Here is a 19,570-nt window from a genome sequence, read left to right on the forward strand (position 1 = left end):
GTTCATGCGCACCCTGATCATTCAACTGCCACTTGGCCTGCCCAGCCCCACCCTGTCGTATCCCCACGCGGTGGTGCAGACAGAACCGGGTGCAAAACCCCTGGTCATACAACGGGCTGCTGCCAGTTTGCTGCCCGCTGCAGACCGGCAAACCGAAGTGCTGGCCTTGCTGCCTGCAACAGCCATCTCCTGGCACCGGGTGGACTTGCCGCCCGGGCTGCAAGCGCATTCCGCAAAACTTCAATCGGCCTTGCAAGGCTTGCTGGAAGACCGTTTGCTGGACGACCCCGCGCAATTGCACATGGCCCTGCAACCCGGCTGGAAAGACACGCCCAACCCCTGGGTGGTCGTCTGTGCGCGCAACTGGCTCACCGCGCATATTCAGGCCCTGGAACAGGCAGGGCTCACGGTGCATCGCATCGTGCCCGAATTCAACCCTTCTGGTGCCCTGGCATTTGACGCACAACTGCAAGTAACCGGCTTGGGCGAGGCCGACACCGGCTGGCTGTGGGTGACCCATCCAGAGCGCGGCGTGTGGGGGCAACCCTTGCAGGCACTGCATTCGCAAAACGCAAACAAGTCACTTGGCCTGACGGCCGAAGACCGACAAAGCATCGACATCCAGGCCGAGCCGGGTGTGGTGGCTTGGACCTCAGAATTTATGGGCGAAACAGCACGGCTGATAGCGCCTGGTCAGCACTGGCTCGCGGCCATGTCCTCTGATTGGGATTTGGCGCAATTTGACTTGCGCGCCAATGCCCGCTCGCGCCAAATCAAAAACGTGCAGCGCGCTGTCAGCACCTTTTGGCACAGCCCTGCGTGGCGCCCCACACGTTGGGGCCTGTGGCTGTTGCTGGCCAGCCAGTTGGTCGGGCTCAATGCCTGGGCCTGGAAGACACGCGCCGACTGGCAAACCCAGCAACAAAATTGGACCGCGATGTTGCGCGAATCCTTTCCCCAAACCCAGGTAGTGGTCGATGCGCCCTTGCAAATGGCCCGAGAAGTCGAGCGGCTGCGCCAGGCATCGGGCCAACTCACCCCCAACGACCTGGAGGCCATGCTGGGGAGCCTCGGGCAAGCCCTGCCGCCCGGATTAGCTGCGCCACGCCAATGGACTTATCAACCCGGTCAGTTGCGCGTGCAAGACTTCAAGCCGAGCAGCGCACAACAACAAACTTTGCAAAAAACGCTGGGCAACAGCGGCTACCGATGGCGCGCCGAGGGTGACGCATGGCTGATGACGGTTGCGCCAAGCGCAGAGGCCAAGCCATGAACACGCCATCCACTTGGCAGCAGTTGCGCTCGGCTTGGCACCAAGCCTGGGGGCAACGCAGCCCACGCGAAAAAGGACTCTTGGGTGTGGGCGCGCCGGTCTTTGTGCTGGCCGGCTTGTGGGGCCTGGCGTTGGCCCCGGCACTGCGTACCTGGCAAGAAGCCCCCGCACAGCAAGCCCGCCTCGACACGCAAACCCAGACCATGCAAAGGCTGCAGGCGCAAGCCAAAAGCCTGCAAAAATCGACCCTGATCAGCCGCAACGAATCGGTTCAGTGGCTTGAAAAAAGTACATCCGAATTGGGCGCGGGCGCCAAAATCAGCGTGCAAGGCGATCGGGCCACCCTGAGCCTGGACGCCGCCCCAGCCGAGGCTGTGGCACGCTGGCTCAGTCTGGCACGTGAACGCGCTTTGGCCTTGCCCATCCAGGCGCAACTGCAACACAGCCGGGATGCCGCCGCCGCTCTCCCCAAGGGCAAGAGCAAAACAGACAACAACACGGCCATCAACACCATCACCCCCAACACCGCCCAAAACGCGGTACTTTTGCGAGGCACCGTGGTGCTGCGATTGCCATGAACGCCCTTGAATCACAGCTGACTCTTGCCAAGCCAAGCCATCACAAGAGCGCCCACACTGGCCCAGCAAGTGCCCGGCCGGCTTGGGGCTATGCGGCATGGGGCGCCTTGCTGGGCATGGGCGTGGCCCTTCTGATTTGGGCACCTGCCCGTTGGTTGGCCTGGGGCGTGGCACAAGCCAGCCAAGGCCAGGTGCAATGGCTCGATCCACGTGGCTCGGTATGGGCAGGCTCGGCCCAACTGGCGCTGTCTGGCGGCACAGGCAGCCGCGACCCACAAGCCCTGCCCGGCCGACTGCACTGGACACTGAAACCCGCCTGGACTGGCCTGCAATTGGGCTGGCTGGCCGACTGCTGCATGGCCCAAGCCGCCAATTTGCAGGTGCATGCGGGTTGGTCGACCTGGCAGGTTCAATCCAGTGACCACAGCTCTCAATGGCCTGCTGCCTTGCTGACCGGATTGGGGGCACCCTGGAACACCCTGCAACCCGATGGCCAGCTGCAACTACAGACCCGATCCCTGCAACTGCAATGGGCTCAAGGGCGAATGCAAATGAAAGGCCTGGCCGAGTTGCACGTGCAAAACCTGTCCTCGCGTCTGAGCCCCATCAAGCCCATTGGCAGCTACCAGCTGCAACTGCGCGGCACACCCGAGGGAACGCCCACCCCCAGCCTGCAACTGAGCACCCAGCAAGGGCCGTTGCTCATCAGCGGGGAAGGCCAATGGGTGGGTGCGCGGCTGCGCTTTACCGGTGAAGCCCGTGCGCAAGAAGGCCATGAACCGGCATTGAACAATTTGCTGAACATCCTGGGCCGCCGCCAAGGCACGCGCAGCCTGATTTTCCTGGGATGAGCCCCCACAACCTCTGCCTCACCTGTTGCACGCCATTCACACCATGCACGCCAAAACATTCCCCACCCATCTGTCCGAGCCTTTGTCAAAGCCTGCTCGCTGGCGACTTTTCGCCCTGACCTGCGCGTGTCTGGCTGGCTCAGTGGCGCAAGCCCAGACCCCTGCTGCCAAAGACGACCCGGTGGCCAAACCTCCGGCGTTAAACGCACGCCACAAAGAGCCGGTCACGCTCAATTTTGTCAATGCCGAAATCGATGCAGTGGCCCGCACGCTGGCCACTTTGTCGGGATACAACGTGGTGGTGGACCCCCGGGTCAAGGGCACGATGTCGCTGTCCAGCAACTTGCCCGTGCCACCAGCCCAGGCACTGCGTTTGTTTGCCGCACAACTGCGCACACAGGGTTTTGCCTTGGTCGAATCTGCAGGGCTTTACACCGTGCTGCCCGAGGCCGAAGCCAAGTTGCAAAGCAGCGCGGTTTCAGCCGGGCCTGTGCCCGCCAGCAGCGGCCAAATCGTCACGCAAATTTTCAGGCTGAACCACGAAAACGCCAACAACCTGGTGCCGGTGTTGCGCCCGCTCATCAGCCCCAACAACACCATCAACGTGAACCCCGGCACCAATGCGCTGGTGATCACCGACTACGGCGACAACCTGCAGCGCTTGGGGCGCATCATTGCCGCTTTGGATGTGGCCAATGCCACAGGCGTGGAGGTGATTCGGCTGAAGCATGGCATTGCCGCCGACCTGGCCCCCATGCTGCAACGACTGATCGACTCGGGTGCCGCTGCTGGCGCACCAGCAGCCCAAGGACAGACCGACAATTTGTTCAAGACCACAGTACTGGCCGAGACCCGCACCAACTCGCTGATCGTTCGTGCCGCCAACCCGGCGCGCTTGGCACTGACGCGTTCATTGGCCGAGCAACTCGACCAGCCCAATGCCACAGGCGCAGGCGCAGCGAGTGGCAACATCCACGTGGTGTATCTGAAAAATGCCGACGCGACCAAACTGGCCACCACGCTGCGCGCCGCCATGACAGCGCAAGGCAGCAACCCGGCGAGTGGGTCGGTCAGCCCAACAACCTCTGGGGCTGGCCTATCTGCCCCAGGTGCAAGTGCTGCCAGCGCTCAGCCATCGACGGGTGGGCAGATCCAGGCCGACCCGGCCACCAACGCGCTCATCATCACCGCGCCCCAGCCGCAATACCGCCAGTTGCGCGCCGTGATCGACATGCTCGACCAGCGCCGGGCTCAGGTATTTGTGGAAAGCCTGATCGCTGAGGTCAGCGCCGACAAAGCCGCTGATTTTGGCGTGCAGTGGCTAACCGGCACGGGCACAGGCAGCAATACCGTAGGTGTACTGGGCACCAACTTTTCTGGCGGCGCAAATCAAAGGGGCGTGGGGACAAATTTGCTCGACCTGGCTGCGGGGGCTGCTACGGGAAAGGTGGTGGCTTCGACTGGCCTTAACATAGCCTTGGGCCAACAACGCAACGGGGCCTTGGCCTTGGGCGCACTGGCTCGCTTTCTGCAAGCCAACGGCGATGCCAACGTGTTGTCCACGCCCAACTTGCTGACCCTGGACAACGAAGAAGCCAAGATCGTGATTGGTCAAAATGTGCCTTTTGTCACAGGCCAATACACGGCCAACAACAGCAACAGCGGCGCGGTCAACCCCTTCCAGACCATCGAACGCAAAGACGTGGGCCTGACGCTGAGGGTCAAACCCCAGATCAGTGAAAGCGGCACCGTGAAGTTGCAAATTTTCCAGGAAGTCAGCAGCATAGACAGCAAAAGCTCGTCCAGTGCAGGCCTGATCACTAACAAACGCTCCATTGAAACCAATGTGCTGGTGGACGATGGCTCCATCATCGTGCTGGGCGGCTTGCTGCAAGACGACACCACCAACAGCCAAGATAAGGTACCCGGCCTGGGCGACCTGCCCATTTTCGGCAACCTCTTCAAGTCGGAAGCACGCAGTCGCAAAAAAACCAACCTGATGGTGTTCTTGCGGCCCGTGGTGGTGCGAGATGGTGCGGCCACTGAGGCCCTGTCCTTGGGCCGCTATGAGCAAATGCGCATGAACCAGCAAGGCTTCCAGCCCGCTGAAACAGGCCTCTTGCCCATCAGCGGCTCAGCTGTGTTGCCGCCCATCGGCTCCGGCAATGCAGCCTCTGCGCCAGCGCCCGATGCCGCACCCCAGCCCGCCAAACCCTGACCCTCCTGGCCTGCCCCATGCTCTATCCCCTGCCCTATGCCTTTGCCCGCACGCACCGTCTGCTGCTGGAAGACGATGGCCAGCGGCTGTGCCTGAGCTTGTGCGAAAACAGCGACCGGTCTGCCTTGTCTGAAGTCACAAGAAAATTCGCTGTGCAGGGTTTTCTCGTGCTGCACAGCACCTCCACCGAACTGGCGCAACGCATCAACCAGGCCTACTCAGGCGGGTTGGCCAACAGCTCGTCGACGGCCGCTGCCGTGGTCAATGAGGTTGAGTCCGAAGCCGATCTGTCGCGCATGATGCAGGAACTGCCCGCTGTGGAAGACCTGCTGGAAGCCAGCGACGACGCCCCCATCATCCGCATGCTCAACGCCCTGCTCACGCAGGCCGCCCGTGATGGGGCCAGCGACATCCACATCGAGCCTTATGAGCGCCATTCGAGTGTGCGTTTTCGCATAGATGGCACGCTGCGCGAGGTGGTACAACCCAACCGGGCGCTGCACGCTGCACTGATTTCGCGCCTGAAAATCATGGCCGAACTCGACATTGCCGAAAAACGACTCCCGCAAGACGGACGCATCAGCCTTCGCTTGGGCAGCCGTGCGGTCGACGTGCGGGTGTCCACCTTGCCCAGCGCCCACGGCGAACGCGCCGTGCTGCGCCTGCTCGACAAAAGCGAAGCCCGGCTGACCCTTGAGGCCGTGGGCATGCAAGGCCAAATGCTGCACCAGGTCGACCAGTTGATCGGCCAGCCGCACGGCATCTTGCTGGTGACGGGCCCCACGGGCTCGGGTAAAACCACCAGCCTGTATGCGGCATTGCAGCGCCTGGATGCCTCACGCAACAACATCATGACGGTCGAAGACCCGATTGAATACGAGCTTTCAGGCGTGGGCCAGACCCAGGTGAACGCCAAGATCGACCTGAGTTTTGCCAAAGCCTTGCGCGCCATCCTGCGGCAAGACCCCGATGTCATCATGATTGGTGAAATCCGCGATTTTGAAACTGCACAAATCGCGATTCAGGCCTCGCTCACGGGCCACCTGGTGCTGGCCACGCTGCACACCAACGATGCCGCCAGCGCAGTGACCCGCCTGACCGACATGGGGGTCGAGCCGTTTTTGCTGAGCTCGTCTTTGCTCGGCGTGTTGGCACAACGCCTAGTTCGCAAACGCTGCAACAACTGCCACGGTGCAGGCTGCGAGGCCTGCGGCCAGACGGGCTACGCAGGGCGCACAGGCATTTTTGAATTGCTGGTGGCCAGTGACGAGATACGTGCCCAAATCCACAACCGTGCCGCAGAATCCGAACTGCGTGCGACCGCCTTGCAGCAAGGCATGGTGCTGATGCGACAAGATGGGCAACGCCTGGTCGATGCGGGCATCACCAGTGCCGAAGAGCTGTTGCGCGTCACGCGCGACTGAGCGCAAGGCATGCCATGAATGCCACAGCAGTCACACGCAGCGCCTCCCGACCGACTCGCAGGGCGGGACTGACTGCGCCACAAATGCGCCAACATTCTCTGGCCATCTTCTTCATGCTGGGCAGCAACACTTTGGGCGCTGGACTGGCTTGCTCGCAAGAGGCGCCTTCTGCCGAAAACACCGGGGCAAAAAGCAGCGTGGCTGAAAACACCGAGCCAGTCAACCCCCCTTCGCCCTGGACCTACAGCCTGGGAACCAAGCTGGACATCGGTGACCTGCGCCAATTCAACGGGCTGGAGTTGCGCCCTACCCTGGGCCTTCGCTATGGCCGCTGGCGTGTTGGCGCCGTCGACAGCCAGACCTGGCCACAATTTGGCCAGGCGCTACAGGACAGCAACCTGACCTATGACTGGATGAAAGACAGCCAATGGCAAACCGCCTTGTCAGCCAGCGTGCTCAACCTGGACCAAGACGCCACATTCGATGCTTTCAAAGCAGGACGCAAAACATTGCGTGTCAGCGCAAGCCTCAATTACAGCCTCAACAGGCGCTGGATTCTGGGCATGAACATGACACAAGACCTGCTCAAACGTGGTGATGGCACGACTTTGTCGCCCACGCTGACCTATCGCAAAACACTGGACAAGGACAGCGCCTTGTTGCTGAGCGCCTACACCACCTGGGCCACAGCGTCCCATTGGCAAACCGATGCGGCCCGCACTGAAGGCTCGGCACTGCGCCAGACTGCAGGCCTGGGCATTTGGGGGGCACAAATCACTTACCGGCAACGTTGGTCGCCCAAGTGGGCCTTTTATTCCCAAGTCAGCACCAGCCGCCTGATCTCACCTGCAACCCCTGTGAGAGGTCCACAAGGCTTTGCCGGCCAACTGGGTGTTATTTATTTCAGCCACTGATTAGCCAAGATGCCCGCCTACCGTTTTGAAGCCCTGCAAGCCGATGGTGCCACGCGCAAGGGTGTGGTCGAGGCCGACAGCCTGAAGTCGGCCAGGACGCAACTGCGCTCGCAATCCCTGGTGCCCCTGGTGGTGGAAGCCATTGCCTCTGACACAAGCGACAAACTGCTGCCCTGGTGGCAGCGGCCCATCGGGAACAACCGCGCTTTCAGCACCAGCCAGCGCGCTGTCTGGACTCGCCAATTGGCAGGCCTTGTGAGCAGTGGCTTGCCGATCGAACGCGCACTGACTGCATTGGCAGAAGAATCAGAACACGACAAACAGCGCCAGCTCATGGCGGCCATTCGGGCCGAAGTGAATTCGGGCAGCAGCCTCGGTCGCGCCTTGGGGCTCTACCCAGGCGAGTTTCCAGCGATTGACCGGGCCGTGATCGCTGCTGGCGAAGAAAGCGGTCACTTGGGCGATGTGCTGAACCAATTGGCCAACGACCTGGAAGACCAGCAAGTGCTGCGCTCCAAACTGCTGTCGGCCTCGCTGTACCCGGCCATCGTGAGCCTGGTGGCGCTGGCGATCGTGATTTTTTTGGTGACGTCGGTGGTGCCTCAGGTGGCGGGTGTTTTTGCAGGCTCCAAACGCCAACTGCCCCTGTTGACCGTGGCCATGCTGGCCATCAGCGACTTTGTGCGCACTTGGGGTTGGGCCATTCTTTTGCTCGGTGCAGCTGGCGTGATCGGCGGCAGACTGGCCTTGCGGCAAGACGCCCTGCGTCTGCGCTTTGACGCCGCCTGGCTGCAACTGCCCTTGATCGGTCGATTGGCGCGAGGCTACAACAGCGCGCGCTTTGCCTCCACCCTGGCCATGCTCACTGCGGCAGGCGTACCCATCCTGAAAGCCTTGCAGGCTGCGGCAGACACCTTGTCCAACCAGGCACTTCGGGCCGATGCGCTGGAAGCCCTGGTGCGCGTGCGCGAAGGCGCACCGCTGGGTACCGCGCTGGCCCAAAACGCCCGCTTTCCGGGTCTGCTGTCGATGTTTGCCCGTCTGGGTGAACAAACGGGGCAGCTGCCCGCCATGCTGCAACGGGCCGCCACGCAACTCTCGTCTGAAGTGCAGCGCCGCGCCATGGCTCTGGCCACCGTGCTCGAACCCCTGCTGATCGTCGCCATGGGGGGCATGGTCATGCTGATCGTGCTGGCGGTGCTGATGCCGATCATGGAACTCAATCACTGGGTCAAGTGACCCGTCCAGAAGATACGTGCAGCCGCCAAATTTAGAAAGAGACCCCCCATGCCCGCATCCCTAGAAGGTCAGTTGGTCGTTGCGATTTCATCGCGGGCCTTGTTCGACTTTGAAGAAGAAAATCGTCTCTTCGAGCAAGGCGATGACCGGGCTTACATGAAGCTGCAACTCGATCGGCTGGAAGCGCCGGCAAAACCCGGGGTGGCGTTTTCTCTGGTGCGCAAGTTGTTGGCCTTCAACGATGCGGATGCACAGCGGGTGGAGGTGGTCATCCTGTCGCGCAACGACCCGGTCTCGGGCATGCGGGTGTTTCGTTCGGCGCAGCACTACGGCCTGGCCATCCAGCGCGGCAGCTTCACCCGGGGCCAGCCGCCGTGGCGTTACCTCAAGCCCCTGAATGCCAACCTGTTTTTGTCAGCCCATTTATCGGATGTGCGGGCGGCACTGGGCGCAGGGGTTCCTGCTGCACAGGTCTACCCGCATTCGGCCCTGGCCTCCGAGGCGCACCCGAACGAAGTGCGCATCGCCTTTGACGGTGATGCCGTGCTGTTTTCCGACGAAGCCGAGCGTGTTTTTCAGGCCGAAGGCTTGTCGGCTTTTCAGGCGCACGAGCGTGACAAAGCCGGGCAACCTTTGTTGGCGGGCCCCTTCAAGCCTTTGCTGGCCGCCCTCCAAAGGTTGCAGCAAGAGGGCACGCCCGCCATGCGAATTCGCACCGCATTGGTCACGGCCCGCAGCGCGCCCGCCCACGAGCGCGCCATCCGCACGCTGATGGACTGGAACATCGAAGTGGACGAAGCCATGTTTTTGGGCGGCCTGCCCAAGGGCGAATTTCTGCGCGAGTTCGAGCCCGACTTTTTCTTTGACGACCAGACCGGGCACATCGAGTCGGCTGCGCGCCACGTGCCTTCGGGCCATGTGGCCTCTGGCGTTTCCAACCCGGTATGAGCCACCGCAGACAGACCGCTTAAAGGGAGAACCTTGTACGGGTTAGCCTCTTATTTTTTCTCTGTGAAGGGCGCCACCAGCTTGGCATCCAGCCGGTAACTGGCCACGCCCATGTGCGAGTCGGTCTTGGTCGCACTCAAGGCGCCTGTCACCCACAGGGTGTCCATGAGGCGAAAGCGCTTGGTGGGTTTGTCGAGCACCACGTGCACGATCTGGTTAGCCGGGGGCGGCGGTGAATGCACGCAGGCGCCAAAGTAGGGCACCAGCAAAAACTCTTTGGTGCCTTCAGGCAGGTCTTCCAGGGGCACCATGAAGCCCGGCAGGCGCACGCTCTGGCCCAAAATCATCGGGTTGATGGGCGCGTTATCCCACATCTGGCGCATTTTTTTGAGCGCCTCTTCGGCCTTGGGGTCGTTGTCTTTCAAGCCATCCAGGTTCAGCGCCTTGAGGTCTTTGTAAGGGTCCCAACCTGCAGGAATCAGCTGCTCCCAGCCAATGCTGCGGGTTGGACCGGGCAGGCCAGCGCCTTGGGACGCAGGCCCTGCCGACAAAGCGGGTTGTACTTGTGGCACCGTTTCGCGCACGGTGTCACGCAGGCTTTGCGCCGTGGCGTGCCCTGCCAACAGCCCGCTCAAAATGCACAAGCCAAACCCGAATCGCTTTGTTTTTTTCATGGCCGACTCCTTTAATTTGGATTCAAACACGCGGCGACAGGCCATCGGCCAAAGACAGCCGGTAAGCCCGCCAGGCAGGCCCCAGGCTGGCCAACATGCCCGCCAGCAACACACAAGCCGCCAAAGCCAGTTGCGAGGGCAAAGGCGCCGCCATCTGCAAACGAATGCCCAGGGCGTTTTGCAGCCAGGGCGTGGCCAGCAGCATGCCACCTTGGGCCAACAACAGGCCTGCGAACACCCCTGCGCTTGTGACCCACAAACCCTCTAAGGTCAGCAGGCCCAGCACGTGACGCGGCCCTGCCCCCACCGCGCGCAGCACCGCCAGTTCGCGTCGACGCTCATTCAAGCCCGCCAGCACCACCGCCATGAGCGAGACCACGCTGACCAAAGCCACCAAAGCAGACACGGCCAGCAAGGCGTTTTCGCCCATGCCCAGCACCGACCACAACTCGCCCAAGGCCACACCTGGCATCACCCCCATCAGGGCTTCGGCCTCGTAAACATTCACAAAGCGCTGCACATTGAACACCGCTGCACGGCTCTTGAGGCCGACCAAAGCGGCTGTGACCTCTAGGGGCTCCAGGTTGAACTTGCGCGCCATGTTGGCGGGGATCTGCCCGCCCGGCAAAGGCGTGCCCCCGGCCCAGTCGAGGTGCAAGGCTTCCAGGGCCTGAAGGCTCACATGCACGGTGCGGTCAACGGGCGTGCCGGTGGGCGCCAAAATGCCCACCACCTTGAAAGGCTTGTCGGCATGGTCATCGGCTTTGTCTGCAGCGTTTTCATGAGCCGGGTCGTGGTCATGGTCGTGGTCGTGCAGGCCATGCGCCAAGGTGATGTTTTGCCCCAGGCCATAGCCCCATTGGCGCGCCACCTCGGCGCCGATCACCGCTTCGTACAAACCATCCAGCGTGCCTGCAAACACCTGGCCTTGCTGCAACTGTAGTGGTTGCTTGTCGCCGTAGGCAAAGTGCTGGAAATAATTGGGTGTGGTGCCCAGCACCGGAAAGCCACGGTGCGAGTCGCCCAGGCTCAAGGGCACCACCCACGACACCGAGCGGTGCTGCGACAGGGCGCGCACGCTGTCCATCGACATGGTTTGCGGGACGCTGCCCAGGTGAAACACCGAAAACAGCATCAGCTGCACCGGGCTGCTGCGAGCGCCCACGATCAAATCAACGCCACTGACCGATTGTGAAAAACTGGTGCGAATGTCGTGCCGCAAACGCTCCAGCGTCCAGAGCAAAGCGGTGGCCAGCGCCAGCGACACCACCACCCAAACCAGGGTGCTGCGCCGGTTCCAGGCACTTCGGCGGGCGATGCCCAGCAAGCTGTTCATGCGAGGCCCCCTGCGGTTTGCAATGCAGGCAAAGACCATTGCACATCAAAGCGCGCAGCTTGCTGCTCGTCGTGGCTGACGCACACCAGGGTGCTGCCGGCATCGCGTGCAGCCTGCAACAAAAGGTCCATGAAGTCGCGGCGCAAGGCGGCGTCGAGTGCCGAGGTGGGCTCGTCCGCCAAGATCAATTCGGGTTGCCCGATCAGGGCACGGGCGGCGGCCACGCGCTGCTGCTGGCCCACCGACAAGGCATCGGCCCGACGCGGCCACAGATCGGCGGACAAGCCCATGCGTTGCAGCCAGCTTTGCGCCGATGCCTGCGGCCCCCCTGCGGACTTGCAGCGCTGCAGCCGCAAGGCCGAAAACCGGCAAGGCAGTGTCACGTTGTCCAGCACGCTCATGTAAGGCAGCAGATTGAACTGCTGAAAAATCACCCCCACATGGTCGGCCCGAAAGGCATCGCGCTGGCCCGCACGCAAAGCCGCCCAGTCTTGCCCCAGCAAAGACACGCGACCCTGACGGGGCGACAAAACGCCGGACAAAAGTCCGAGCAAGGTGCTTTTGCCACAGCCGCTGGGGCCATACAAAAAAACGGTTTGGCCTGGGTCCAGGTGCAAACGCCCGAGCACCAGCGTGTCAGCGTCCCCTTGGGTCCATGCAAAGCGCAGTGGCTCAATATCGATCACGAAAACTCCCGGTGTTGACGCGGCAATATACCCTGTCAATCGGGCGCGGGGATCTTTCTCCGGCCCTCGCGGCGGGCAATCCACACGGTGGCCCACAAAATCACAAATGCGCCCAACCAGGTCGACTGGCTGGGCACATCGGCAAACACCAGCCAGCCCAGGATGGAAGCCCAGACCAAGTCCAAAAAGCGCAGCGACTGGGTGGCCGAGATATCGGCCATGGCAAAGGCCCGCGTCAGGCAATAGTGGGCCAGCGTACCCAGCACCCCCGTGGCGGCAAAACCGACCCATTGCATGGCGGTGGGCATTTGCCAATGCGGCAAGGCCATGGGCAGGCTGAGCACAGAGACCGTGAGGGCTTGCCACAGCACGATGACGCCGGGTTTTTCGTAACGGGTCAGGGCTTTGGTGATCAGGAACGAGGCGGCAAATACGGGCGACGAGGCCAGCATGACCAGGTTGTACCAGCCCCCATCGCCCGACATCTTGGGCAAGACCACCACCAGCACACCGGCAAAACCAATCACGGCAGCAATCCAGCGGTCTTTGCGCATGGGCTCACCCAAAAACCAGGCGGCCCCGATCATGATGAAAATCGGGCCGGTGAAGCCGATGGCCGTCATGTCGGCCAAGGGGATTTTTGGCAAAGCGGTGAACCACAAAATCAGGCCCAGGGTGTGCACGCCACCACGCCAGAACTGCCCAGCCATGTTGACGGGCATGTACGTGCGCCAACCATCCCGAAACACCCAGGGCAGGATGACCAGCAGGCCAAACACATGACGCAAGAACTGCGACTGGTAAACATCCAGATGCAAAGTCAGTTCGCGGGCCACGGTGTTCAGCAAAGAAAAAAGCAGGCCCCCCAGGACCATCCAGACCATGCCTCGCACGGCTGGAGGCCAGGCGGCAAAGGTGCGCAGATTGCGTCGGTGCGCAAGCGCCCATTGACGCAGAAAAAAGAAAAAGGGCTTGCGCGGTTTCATGCAAGCCCGAACAAGAGGTGATCGGTCACTCGGCCATCTTAAATGGGGCCACCCTGATCACCAGTCGCTTGGGTTACGCCTTGACTGCATGGCAGATTTTTGTCCATCAAGGACTGGCATTTGCCATGGAACAGTTGGCCCCTCAAGGTACAGCGCAACAAGTAAAAAGGCCCCGTCCAGCGGGGCCTTGGCTTGGCCAGACTTGGCTTAAGGGGCCTGATTGCCTGTTTATTGACTGCTTATTGCGCGCTGGACTGAAGCGCGGCAATGCGTTCTTCAATGGGTGGATGGGTGCTGAACAACTGACCGATGCCACCGGCAATGCCCATGGCGGCCATGCTCTTGGGCAGCTCGGCGGTGTGCACGCCACCCAAGCGGGCCAGTGCATTGATCATGGGCTGCTTGCGACCCATAAGCTTTGCAGCACCCGCGTCAGCACGAAACTCGCGCTGACGGCTGAACCAGGCCACGATGATGGCGGCCACGAAGCCCAGCAGAATGTCCATCACGATGGTGGTCACGAAATAGCCGATGCCGGGGCCCGTGTTTTCGCTGTCGCCCTTGCGCAGAAAGCTGTCCACTGCGTAACCCACCACGCGAGAAATGAACACCACAAAGGTGTTCATCACACCCTGAATCAGGGTCATGGTGACCATGTCGCCGTTGGCAATGTGCGCAATTTCGTGGCCAATGACGGCTTCGATTTCATCGTGGGTCATGTTTTGCAGCAAGCCAGTAGACACCGCCACCAGGGCCGAGTCGCGGAAAGCACCAGTGGCAAAGGCGTTGGGGTCGCCTGGAAAGATGCCGACCTCGGGCATGCCGATGCCGGACTTGTCGGCGAACTTGCGCACGGTCTCCACGATCCAGGCTTCGTCGGCATTGGCGGGCTGGTTGATAACCTTCACACCCGATGTCCACTTGGCCATGGGCTTGCTGATGAGCAAGGAGATGATGGCGCCCCCAAAGCCCATGATGAGCGCAAAACCGAGCAGTGCGCCAAGGTTCAGGCCGTTGGCCGTGAGGAATCGGTTCACGCCCAGCAAGTTGGCGACGATGCCCAGCACGACCACAACGGCCAGGTTGGTCATGACAAACAAGAAAATTCGTTTCATGGTTTTTTTCACTTTCAACCCGAAAGGCGCGGGTTCATTGGGGGGAATGTTAGGGGCTTGCCGGGCAAAATCAAACGGGGGGAACGATTTCCTCAACGGCGTACGGTTTTTCAGTCTGCGGCTTGACGCGGCAGGGCCTGAAGACGCTGCTGTCATCGTAGAAAGCCGGGTCTTGGTTGGCAGGCCACCACCCGGGAACGCCCAACAAGGGCAAGGGGCTGAAAGGTTTGCATGACAGCTTGTCGGCGCTCAGGTCCTGCGCCAACCAGGCGTCGATGTCGCCCGGCCGCACCGATGGGGGCACCCGCCACATGTGCACGGTGATCGACTTGTAGGGCTGGACCGTTTTTTCAAGCGCGGCATGGCCAAAAGTCCACAAGCGGGTGGTTGTCCACGCTTCGCGCAGCCCCACAAACGCATCTTGCCAGCGGTGTTCTGTCAGCGCCGCCCACAAGTCATCCGAGGGCTGGATCAGCAAGGCGTTTTCGTCGAACACGGTGGCGGCATCGCGCACCGGGCCGCGCACCTGGCCCACGCCAGCCCGGGCAATCTCTGTGGCCTGCAGCTGGTTCAAGCGTTTTTTGGTCTGCGGAAAATGCATCCAGCACAGGGCGTTGAAGAAATCGTGCAGACCTTCGCGGGTAGGCACCTGGCCACGGTCAAAGATGAAGTCTTCATACGCCTGGCCTTCGGGCAAGTCGCCTTGCGGCACAAAACGCACGGGCGCCAGGCCTGCCTCGTTCAGCGCTTGGGGCTGCGGGCAGCCGGCCTTGATCTGACGTGCAATGGGCTCCCCCACACCTCGCCAACCATTGAGCCAAGGAACCGACCAGTCGATATCGGCCACGCCACGCAAAAGGTTTTGGGCGCAGCGCCCGTCTGTCAAATCGGCGTTGGGGGACGGACCCAGACTCAGGCCGTCAACAGACGCCACGGCAAGCTTTCTCCTGAGCGCAGGGGCTTGAGCTCGGCCTCGCCCAAAGCAAAGCTTTCAGCGGGTGTCCAGCTTTCGCGGCGCAGCGTGATGCGGCCGGTGTTGCGCGACAAGCCGTAAAAGTCGGGCCCGAACAAGCTGGCAAAGCCTTCCAGTTTGTCGAGTGCGCCGGCCTGGTCAAAGGCTTCGGTGTACATCTCGATGGCCGCGTGCGCGGTGTAGCAACCCGCGCAACCGGTGGCGTGCTCTTTCAGGTGTGCCGGGTGCGGTGCGCTGTCGGTGCCCAAAAAGAAACGTGGGTTGCCCGAGGTGGCCGCCTTGACCAGCGCCAGTCGGTGCGTTTCCCGCTTGAGCACAGGCAGGCAGTAGTAATGCGGGCGAATGCCGCCAGTGAAGATGGCGTTGCGGTTGTACAGCAGGTGATGGGCGGTGATGGTGGCACCCAGATGGGCATCGCCTTCGGCCACGTACTGCGCGGCTTCAGCCGTGGTGATGTGCTCCATCACGATCTTGAGCGCAGGGAAATCACGGCGCAAGGGCTTGAGTTGCTGCTCGATGAACACCGCTTCACGGTCAAACAGGTCGATGTCGGGCGAGGTGACTTCACCGTGCACCAGCAGCAGCATGCCTTCGCGCTGCATGGCTTCGAGCACGGGGTAAATCTTGCGCAGATCGGTCACGCCCGCATCGCTGTTGGTGGTGGCGCCCGCCGGGTACAGCTTGCAGGCCAGCACACCGGCCGCTTTGGCGCGGGCTATTTCTGCCGGGGCCAGGTTGTCGGTCAGGTACAGCGTCATCAGAGGCTCAAACACCATGCCTTTGGGCACAGCGGCCAGGATGCGGGCCTTGTAGGCCAGCGCCTGCTCGGCGGTGGTCACCGGCGGCTTGAGGTTGGGCATGATGACGGCGCGAGCAAACTGGGCTGCGGTGTGCGGCACCACAACGTTCAGTGCTGCGCCGTCGCGCACATGCAGGTGCCAGTCGTCCGGGCGAATGATGGTAATTTCTTGGGTCATGGGACGTATTGTCTCAAACCTGTGGCTAAGGGTGAATGACCACTACCGGCGCCAGAGATGGGGCAGCAGGCCCCGATCAATGTTGCAGGATCTTGTTCAGGAAGTCTTTGGTGCGCGGCTGGCGGTTTTCAGGTTGGTTGAAGAACTCGTCCTTGGAGCAGTCTTCCAGGATGCGCCCGCCCACGTCAATGAAGATCACGCGGTTGGCCACTTTGCGTGCAAAGCCCATTTCGTGCGTGACCACCATCATGGTCATGCCTTCGTTGGCCAGTTGCACCATCACATCCAGCACTTCGCCCACCATTTCGGGGTCTAGCGCCGACGTGGGCTCGTCAAACAGCATGACGATCGGGTCCATCGACAAGGCACGCGCAATGGCCACGCGCTGCTGCTGACCGCCTGACAACTGCCCCGGAAACTTGTCCTTGTGCGCCAGCAGGCCCACGCGGTCGAGCATCTTGAGGCCTCGCTCTTTGGCTTCAGCTTCAGATCGGCCCAGCACCTTGATCTGGGCGATCGTCAGGTTCTCGGTCACCGACAGGTGCGGAAACAGCTCAAAGCTCTGAAACACCATGCCAACGCGCGAACGCAGTTTTGGCAAGTCGGTGCCTGCATCCATCAAGGACACGCCATCCACATGGATGCTGCCTTGTTGTACGGGCTCGAGCGCATTGACGGTTTTGATGAGGGTGGACTTGCCCGAGCCCGAAGGACCGCACACCACCACGACATCGCCCTTGTTGATGCTGACTGAGCAGTCGTTGAGTACCTGAACTGGGCCATACCATTTGGATACATTTTTGATTTCAATCATTTTCTTTTCCCACTTTCAATGCGCGCATCAACGCACGATGGCAATCCTGGCCTGCAAGCGTTTCACGCTCCAAGACAGTGCAAAACAAATCACAAAATAAACGACCGCGGCCAGGATATAAGCCTCTTCAGAACGGCCATATATCTTGCCGGCGTTGGTAAAGCCCTTGAGCAAATCGTAAGCCCCGATGGCATAGACCAGCGAGGTGTCCTGAAACAGGATGATGGTCTGCGTGAGCAGCACTGGGAGCATGTTTCTGAAGGCCTGGGGCAAGATGACCAGGCGCATGTTCTGCCCATAGGTCATGCCCATGGCTTGACCGGCAAACACCTGCCCACGAGGAATGGACTGGATGCCCGCGCGCATGATCTCGCTGAAATACGCCGCCTCAAAGGCCACAAAGGTGATGATGGCCGACCATTCGGCACCAATGGGTCTGCCGATCAAAAACGGCATCAGCAAATAAAACCACAGGATCACCATGACCAAAGGCACGGAGCGCATACCGTTCACATAGAAAGTGGCTGGCACAGCCAGTATTCTGTTGCCCGACAAGCGCATGAGTGCCAGCAAGGTGCCAAAGATCATGCCGCCGATGGTGGCAGCGATGGTCAGTTGCAAACTGAACACCAGCCCACCCCAAACGAACTTGCGCAAGACGTCCAGATCAAAATAAGAAAAATCGAGTCCCAACATGTCAATGCCCCCCCGTTCCGGCCGAGACGATGAAGCCAGGCACGCGCATTTTCTTTTCAATCACAGCAAACACCCTGTTCACGGAAAATGCTGAGAAGGCATACAGCGCCGTCACGGCCAAGTACACCTCAATGCCGCGAGAAGTCTCTTCCTGTGCCTGCATGGCAAACATGGTGAGTTCCGCAATCGACACAGCAAAGGCAACCGAGGAATTTTTCAGCAGATTCATCGACTCGCTGGTCAGCGGCGGCAAGATGATGCGAACTGCCATGGGCAAAATCACATAGCGGTATGACTGTGCGGTCGTGAAACCCATGGCCATGGCCGCATAACGCTGACCTTTGGGCAAAGCCTGAATGCCCGCTCGAAATTGTTCGGCAATGCGCGCCGAGGTGAAAAAACCCAGCCCAAACACCACCAGCAAAAAGCCTGGCACTTGCTGGAACGCTGGGAATATTTTGGGCACCACGAAGTACCACAAGAAAATTTGCACCAACAAAGGAATATTGCGAAACAACTCCACCCAGGCATTGGCCAGCGCCGCCACAACGGGCCGGCCAGGCAAGGTGCGCAGAGTACCCACCACGGCACCTACCACCATCGCCACCAGCCAGGAACTTCCTGCAACGGCCAGCGTCCAACGCCAGGCTTCCAGCATCCATTCCAGATAAGTGCGGCCACTGCCGTCATCGGTCAAAAAGACCTGCCAATCCCATGTCATTTTTTTAGCCTTTTACAAACTGGAAACCTTGGAGATACAAAAAAAACAAACCCCGCCCGAGTCATCCTCGGCGGGGTTTGTGCTCCAACCGACGGGATTACTTCTTGGCGTAGTCTTCAGCAGGCTTGTCGTTGGGGGTAGCCCAAGCTGTTTTGGTGCTTTCACTCAAGGCCAGACCAATTTTCACGTTTTTGGGTGGGATGGCTTGCAAGAACCACTTGTCCCACAATTTGGCCATGTCACCGTTCTTGACCAGGTCACGCACGGTGTCATCGGCCAGCTTCTTGAAAGCTGGGTCGTCTTTGCGGATCATGATGGCAATCGGCTCAACGGCCAGCACCTCACCCACGATGCGGAAGTCCGCTGGGTTCTTGGCGTTGGCAATGTTGCCCGCCAGAATGGAGCCGTCCATCACAAACGCATCGGCACGGCCTGAGTCAAGCAGCAAGAAGCTGTCTGCGTGGTCTTTGCCAAAGACTTCCTTGAAGTCGATGCCATTGGCACGTTCGTGCTTGCGCAGCAACTGGACCGAGGTGGTGCCGGTGGTGGTGGCCACGTTGCGGTCTTTCAGTTGTGCAATGTTGGTGATACCTGATGCGACTTTGGTGGCAATGCGCACTTCTTCCACGTAGGTGGTGACCACAAAAGCCACGTCTTTTTGACGTGCCGTGTTGTTGGTGGTCGAGCCGCACTCAATGTCGACCGTGCCGTTTTGAACCAATGGAATGCGGTTTTGCGAAGTCACAGATTGGAACTTGACATCGACTTTTTTGCCCACAGTCTTTTCCAGGTTGCCAATGATGCGCTGGCAAATTTCATAGTGAAAACCAGCGTACTTGCCATCACCCAGGGTGTAAGACAGGGCGCCCGAAGAGTCGCGCACACCCATGGTGATGGCGCCGGCATTTTTGACCTTGGCGATGGTGTCGGCTTGAGCAGACATGCAGGCCAGGGCGGTGATCGCGACAGCGAACAATTGCTTTTTCATTCAGTTCTCCAAAAATTGCCAAAAGGCGAAAGTTAAACCATGCCGTGACGGTGCGCGGTTGCACCATCATGACACTTAGACAGACTTGTTTTAGCAGCTGCCCTGCAAAATATGCCCGCTTTAAACAAGCAACAACTATAGTGATTTGAACAGCCAACC

19 protein-coding genes are annotated in these 19,570 nt (G+C 60.6%); 8 read left to right on the top strand and 11 right to left on the bottom strand.

What is annotated here, in order from left to right; all coding sequences use genetic code 11:
* The first annotated feature begins 4 nt into the window (after positions 1-4).
* From gspL to B9Z45_RS12460, 8 genes are read left to right on the top strand one after another with little or no spacing between them, the layout of a single operon-like run.
* Complete coding sequence (gspL, locus tag B9Z45_RS12425; protein ID WP_108407542.1) at positions 5-1,273, top strand: type II secretion system protein GspL; 1,269 nt, start codon at positions 5-7, stop codon at positions 1,271-1,273.
* Positions 1,270-1,851 (top strand): type II secretion system protein GspM, encoded by a 582-nt coding sequence (gspM, locus tag B9Z45_RS12430; protein ID WP_158270425.1) that lies wholly within the window; start codon positions 1,270-1,272, stop codon positions 1,849-1,851. Before gspL ends, gspM begins: the two co-directional genes overlap by 4 nt.
* Positions 1,848-2,702, top strand: coding sequence for a type II secretion system protein N (gene gspN / locus B9Z45_RS12435; protein ID WP_199221900.1), 855 nt, complete (start codon positions 1,848-1,850; stop codon positions 2,700-2,702). The genes gspM and gspN overlap by 4 nt, the downstream gene beginning before the upstream one ends.
* A 43-nt stretch (positions 2,703-2,745) precedes the next feature.
* Complete coding sequence (gene gspD, locus B9Z45_RS12440; RefSeq protein ID WP_108407580.1) at positions 2,746-4,920, top strand: type II secretion system secretin GspD; 2,175 nt, start codon at positions 2,746-2,748, stop codon at positions 4,918-4,920.
* A 17-nt stretch (positions 4,921-4,937) separates the two neighbouring features.
* A complete protein-coding gene (locus B9Z45_RS12445; protein WP_108407544.1) occupies positions 4,938-6,344 on the top strand; it encodes a GspE/PulE family protein in 1,407 nt (468 codons plus the stop codon).
* 14 nt (positions 6,345-6,358) lie between these two features.
* Positions 6,359-7,258: a hypothetical protein gene (locus B9Z45_RS12450; protein ID WP_158270426.1), complete on the top strand. Its 900-nt coding sequence runs from the start codon at positions 6,359-6,361 to the stop codon at positions 7,256-7,258.
* 9 nt (positions 7,259-7,267) lie between these two features.
* Positions 7,268-8,497, top strand: coding sequence for a type II secretion system inner membrane protein GspF (gene gspF / locus B9Z45_RS12455; protein WP_108407546.1), 1,230 nt, complete (start codon positions 7,268-7,270; stop codon positions 8,495-8,497).
* A 48-nt stretch (positions 8,498-8,545) separates the two neighbouring features.
* Positions 8,546-9,445, top strand: a complete 900-nt coding sequence (locus B9Z45_RS12460) for a 5'-nucleotidase (RefSeq protein WP_108407547.1) — start codon at positions 8,546-8,548, stop codon at positions 9,443-9,445.
* A 50-nt stretch (positions 9,446-9,495) separates the two neighbouring features.
* Here B9Z45_RS12460 and B9Z45_RS12465 read toward each other — a convergent pair whose 3' ends face one another.
* The 11 genes from B9Z45_RS12465 to B9Z45_RS12515 all read right to left on the bottom strand — a co-directional run bounded on the left by B9Z45_RS12465 (position 9,496) and on the right by B9Z45_RS12515 (position 19,411).
* The gene (locus B9Z45_RS12465) at positions 9,496-10,119 is read right to left on the bottom strand and encodes a DUF3299 domain-containing protein (RefSeq protein WP_108407548.1); all 624 of its coding nucleotides are present in this window, start codon (positions 10,117-10,119) and stop codon (positions 9,496-9,498) included.
* A gap of 22 nt (positions 10,120-10,141) precedes the next feature.
* On the bottom strand, positions 10,142-11,455 hold the full coding sequence (locus B9Z45_RS12470; RefSeq protein ID WP_108407549.1) for an ABC transporter permease: 1,314 nt from the start codon (positions 11,453-11,455) through the stop codon (positions 10,142-10,144).
* Positions 11,452-12,141: an ABC transporter ATP-binding protein gene (locus tag B9Z45_RS12475; protein ID WP_108407550.1), complete on the bottom strand. Its 690-nt coding sequence runs from the start codon at positions 12,139-12,141 to the stop codon at positions 11,452-11,454. Before B9Z45_RS12475 ends, B9Z45_RS12470 begins: the two co-directional genes overlap by 4 nt.
* 35 nt (positions 12,142-12,176) lie before the next feature.
* Entirely contained in the window at positions 12,177-13,127 is a 951-nt protein-coding gene (locus tag B9Z45_RS12480; RefSeq protein WP_108407551.1) for a DMT family transporter, read from the bottom strand.
* A gap of 239 nt (positions 13,128-13,366) precedes the next feature.
* Positions 13,367-14,242: a protease HtpX gene (gene htpX / locus B9Z45_RS12485; protein ID WP_108407581.1), complete on the bottom strand. Its 876-nt coding sequence runs from the start codon at positions 14,240-14,242 to the stop codon at positions 13,367-13,369.
* A gap of 70 nt (positions 14,243-14,312) precedes the next feature.
* Positions 14,313-15,089, bottom strand: a complete 777-nt coding sequence (locus B9Z45_RS12490) for a DUF3025 domain-containing protein (RefSeq protein WP_108407582.1) — start codon at positions 15,087-15,089, stop codon at positions 14,313-14,315.
* Positions 15,090-15,154: 65 nt separating this feature from the next.
* On the bottom strand, positions 15,155-16,192 hold the full coding sequence (gene pyrC / locus B9Z45_RS12495) for a dihydroorotase (RefSeq protein WP_108407552.1): 1,038 nt from the start codon (positions 16,190-16,192) through the stop codon (positions 15,155-15,157).
* Between the two features lie 76 nt (positions 16,193-16,268).
* A complete protein-coding gene (locus B9Z45_RS12500; RefSeq protein ID WP_108407553.1) occupies positions 16,269-17,006 on the bottom strand; it encodes an amino acid ABC transporter ATP-binding protein in 738 nt (245 codons plus the stop codon).
* Between the two features lie 27 nt (positions 17,007-17,033).
* Complete coding sequence (locus B9Z45_RS12505) at positions 17,034-17,702, bottom strand: amino acid ABC transporter permease (RefSeq protein ID WP_108407554.1); 669 nt, start codon at positions 17,700-17,702, stop codon at positions 17,034-17,036.
* Position 17,703: 1 nt separating this feature from the next.
* Complete coding sequence (locus tag B9Z45_RS12510; protein WP_108407555.1) at positions 17,704-18,423, bottom strand: amino acid ABC transporter permease; 720 nt, start codon at positions 18,421-18,423, stop codon at positions 17,704-17,706.
* A gap of 97 nt (positions 18,424-18,520) precedes the next feature.
* Positions 18,521-19,411, bottom strand: a complete 891-nt coding sequence (locus B9Z45_RS12515) for a transporter substrate-binding domain-containing protein (protein ID WP_108407556.1) — start codon at positions 19,409-19,411, stop codon at positions 18,521-18,523.
* Between the last annotated feature and the right edge of the window lie 159 nt (positions 19,412-19,570).

It is taken from the genome of Limnohabitans sp. 2KL-17, assembly GCF_003063415.1.
In the GTDB taxonomy this organism is placed as follows: Bacteria; Pseudomonadota; Gammaproteobacteria; order Burkholderiales; family Burkholderiaceae_C; genus Limnohabitans_A.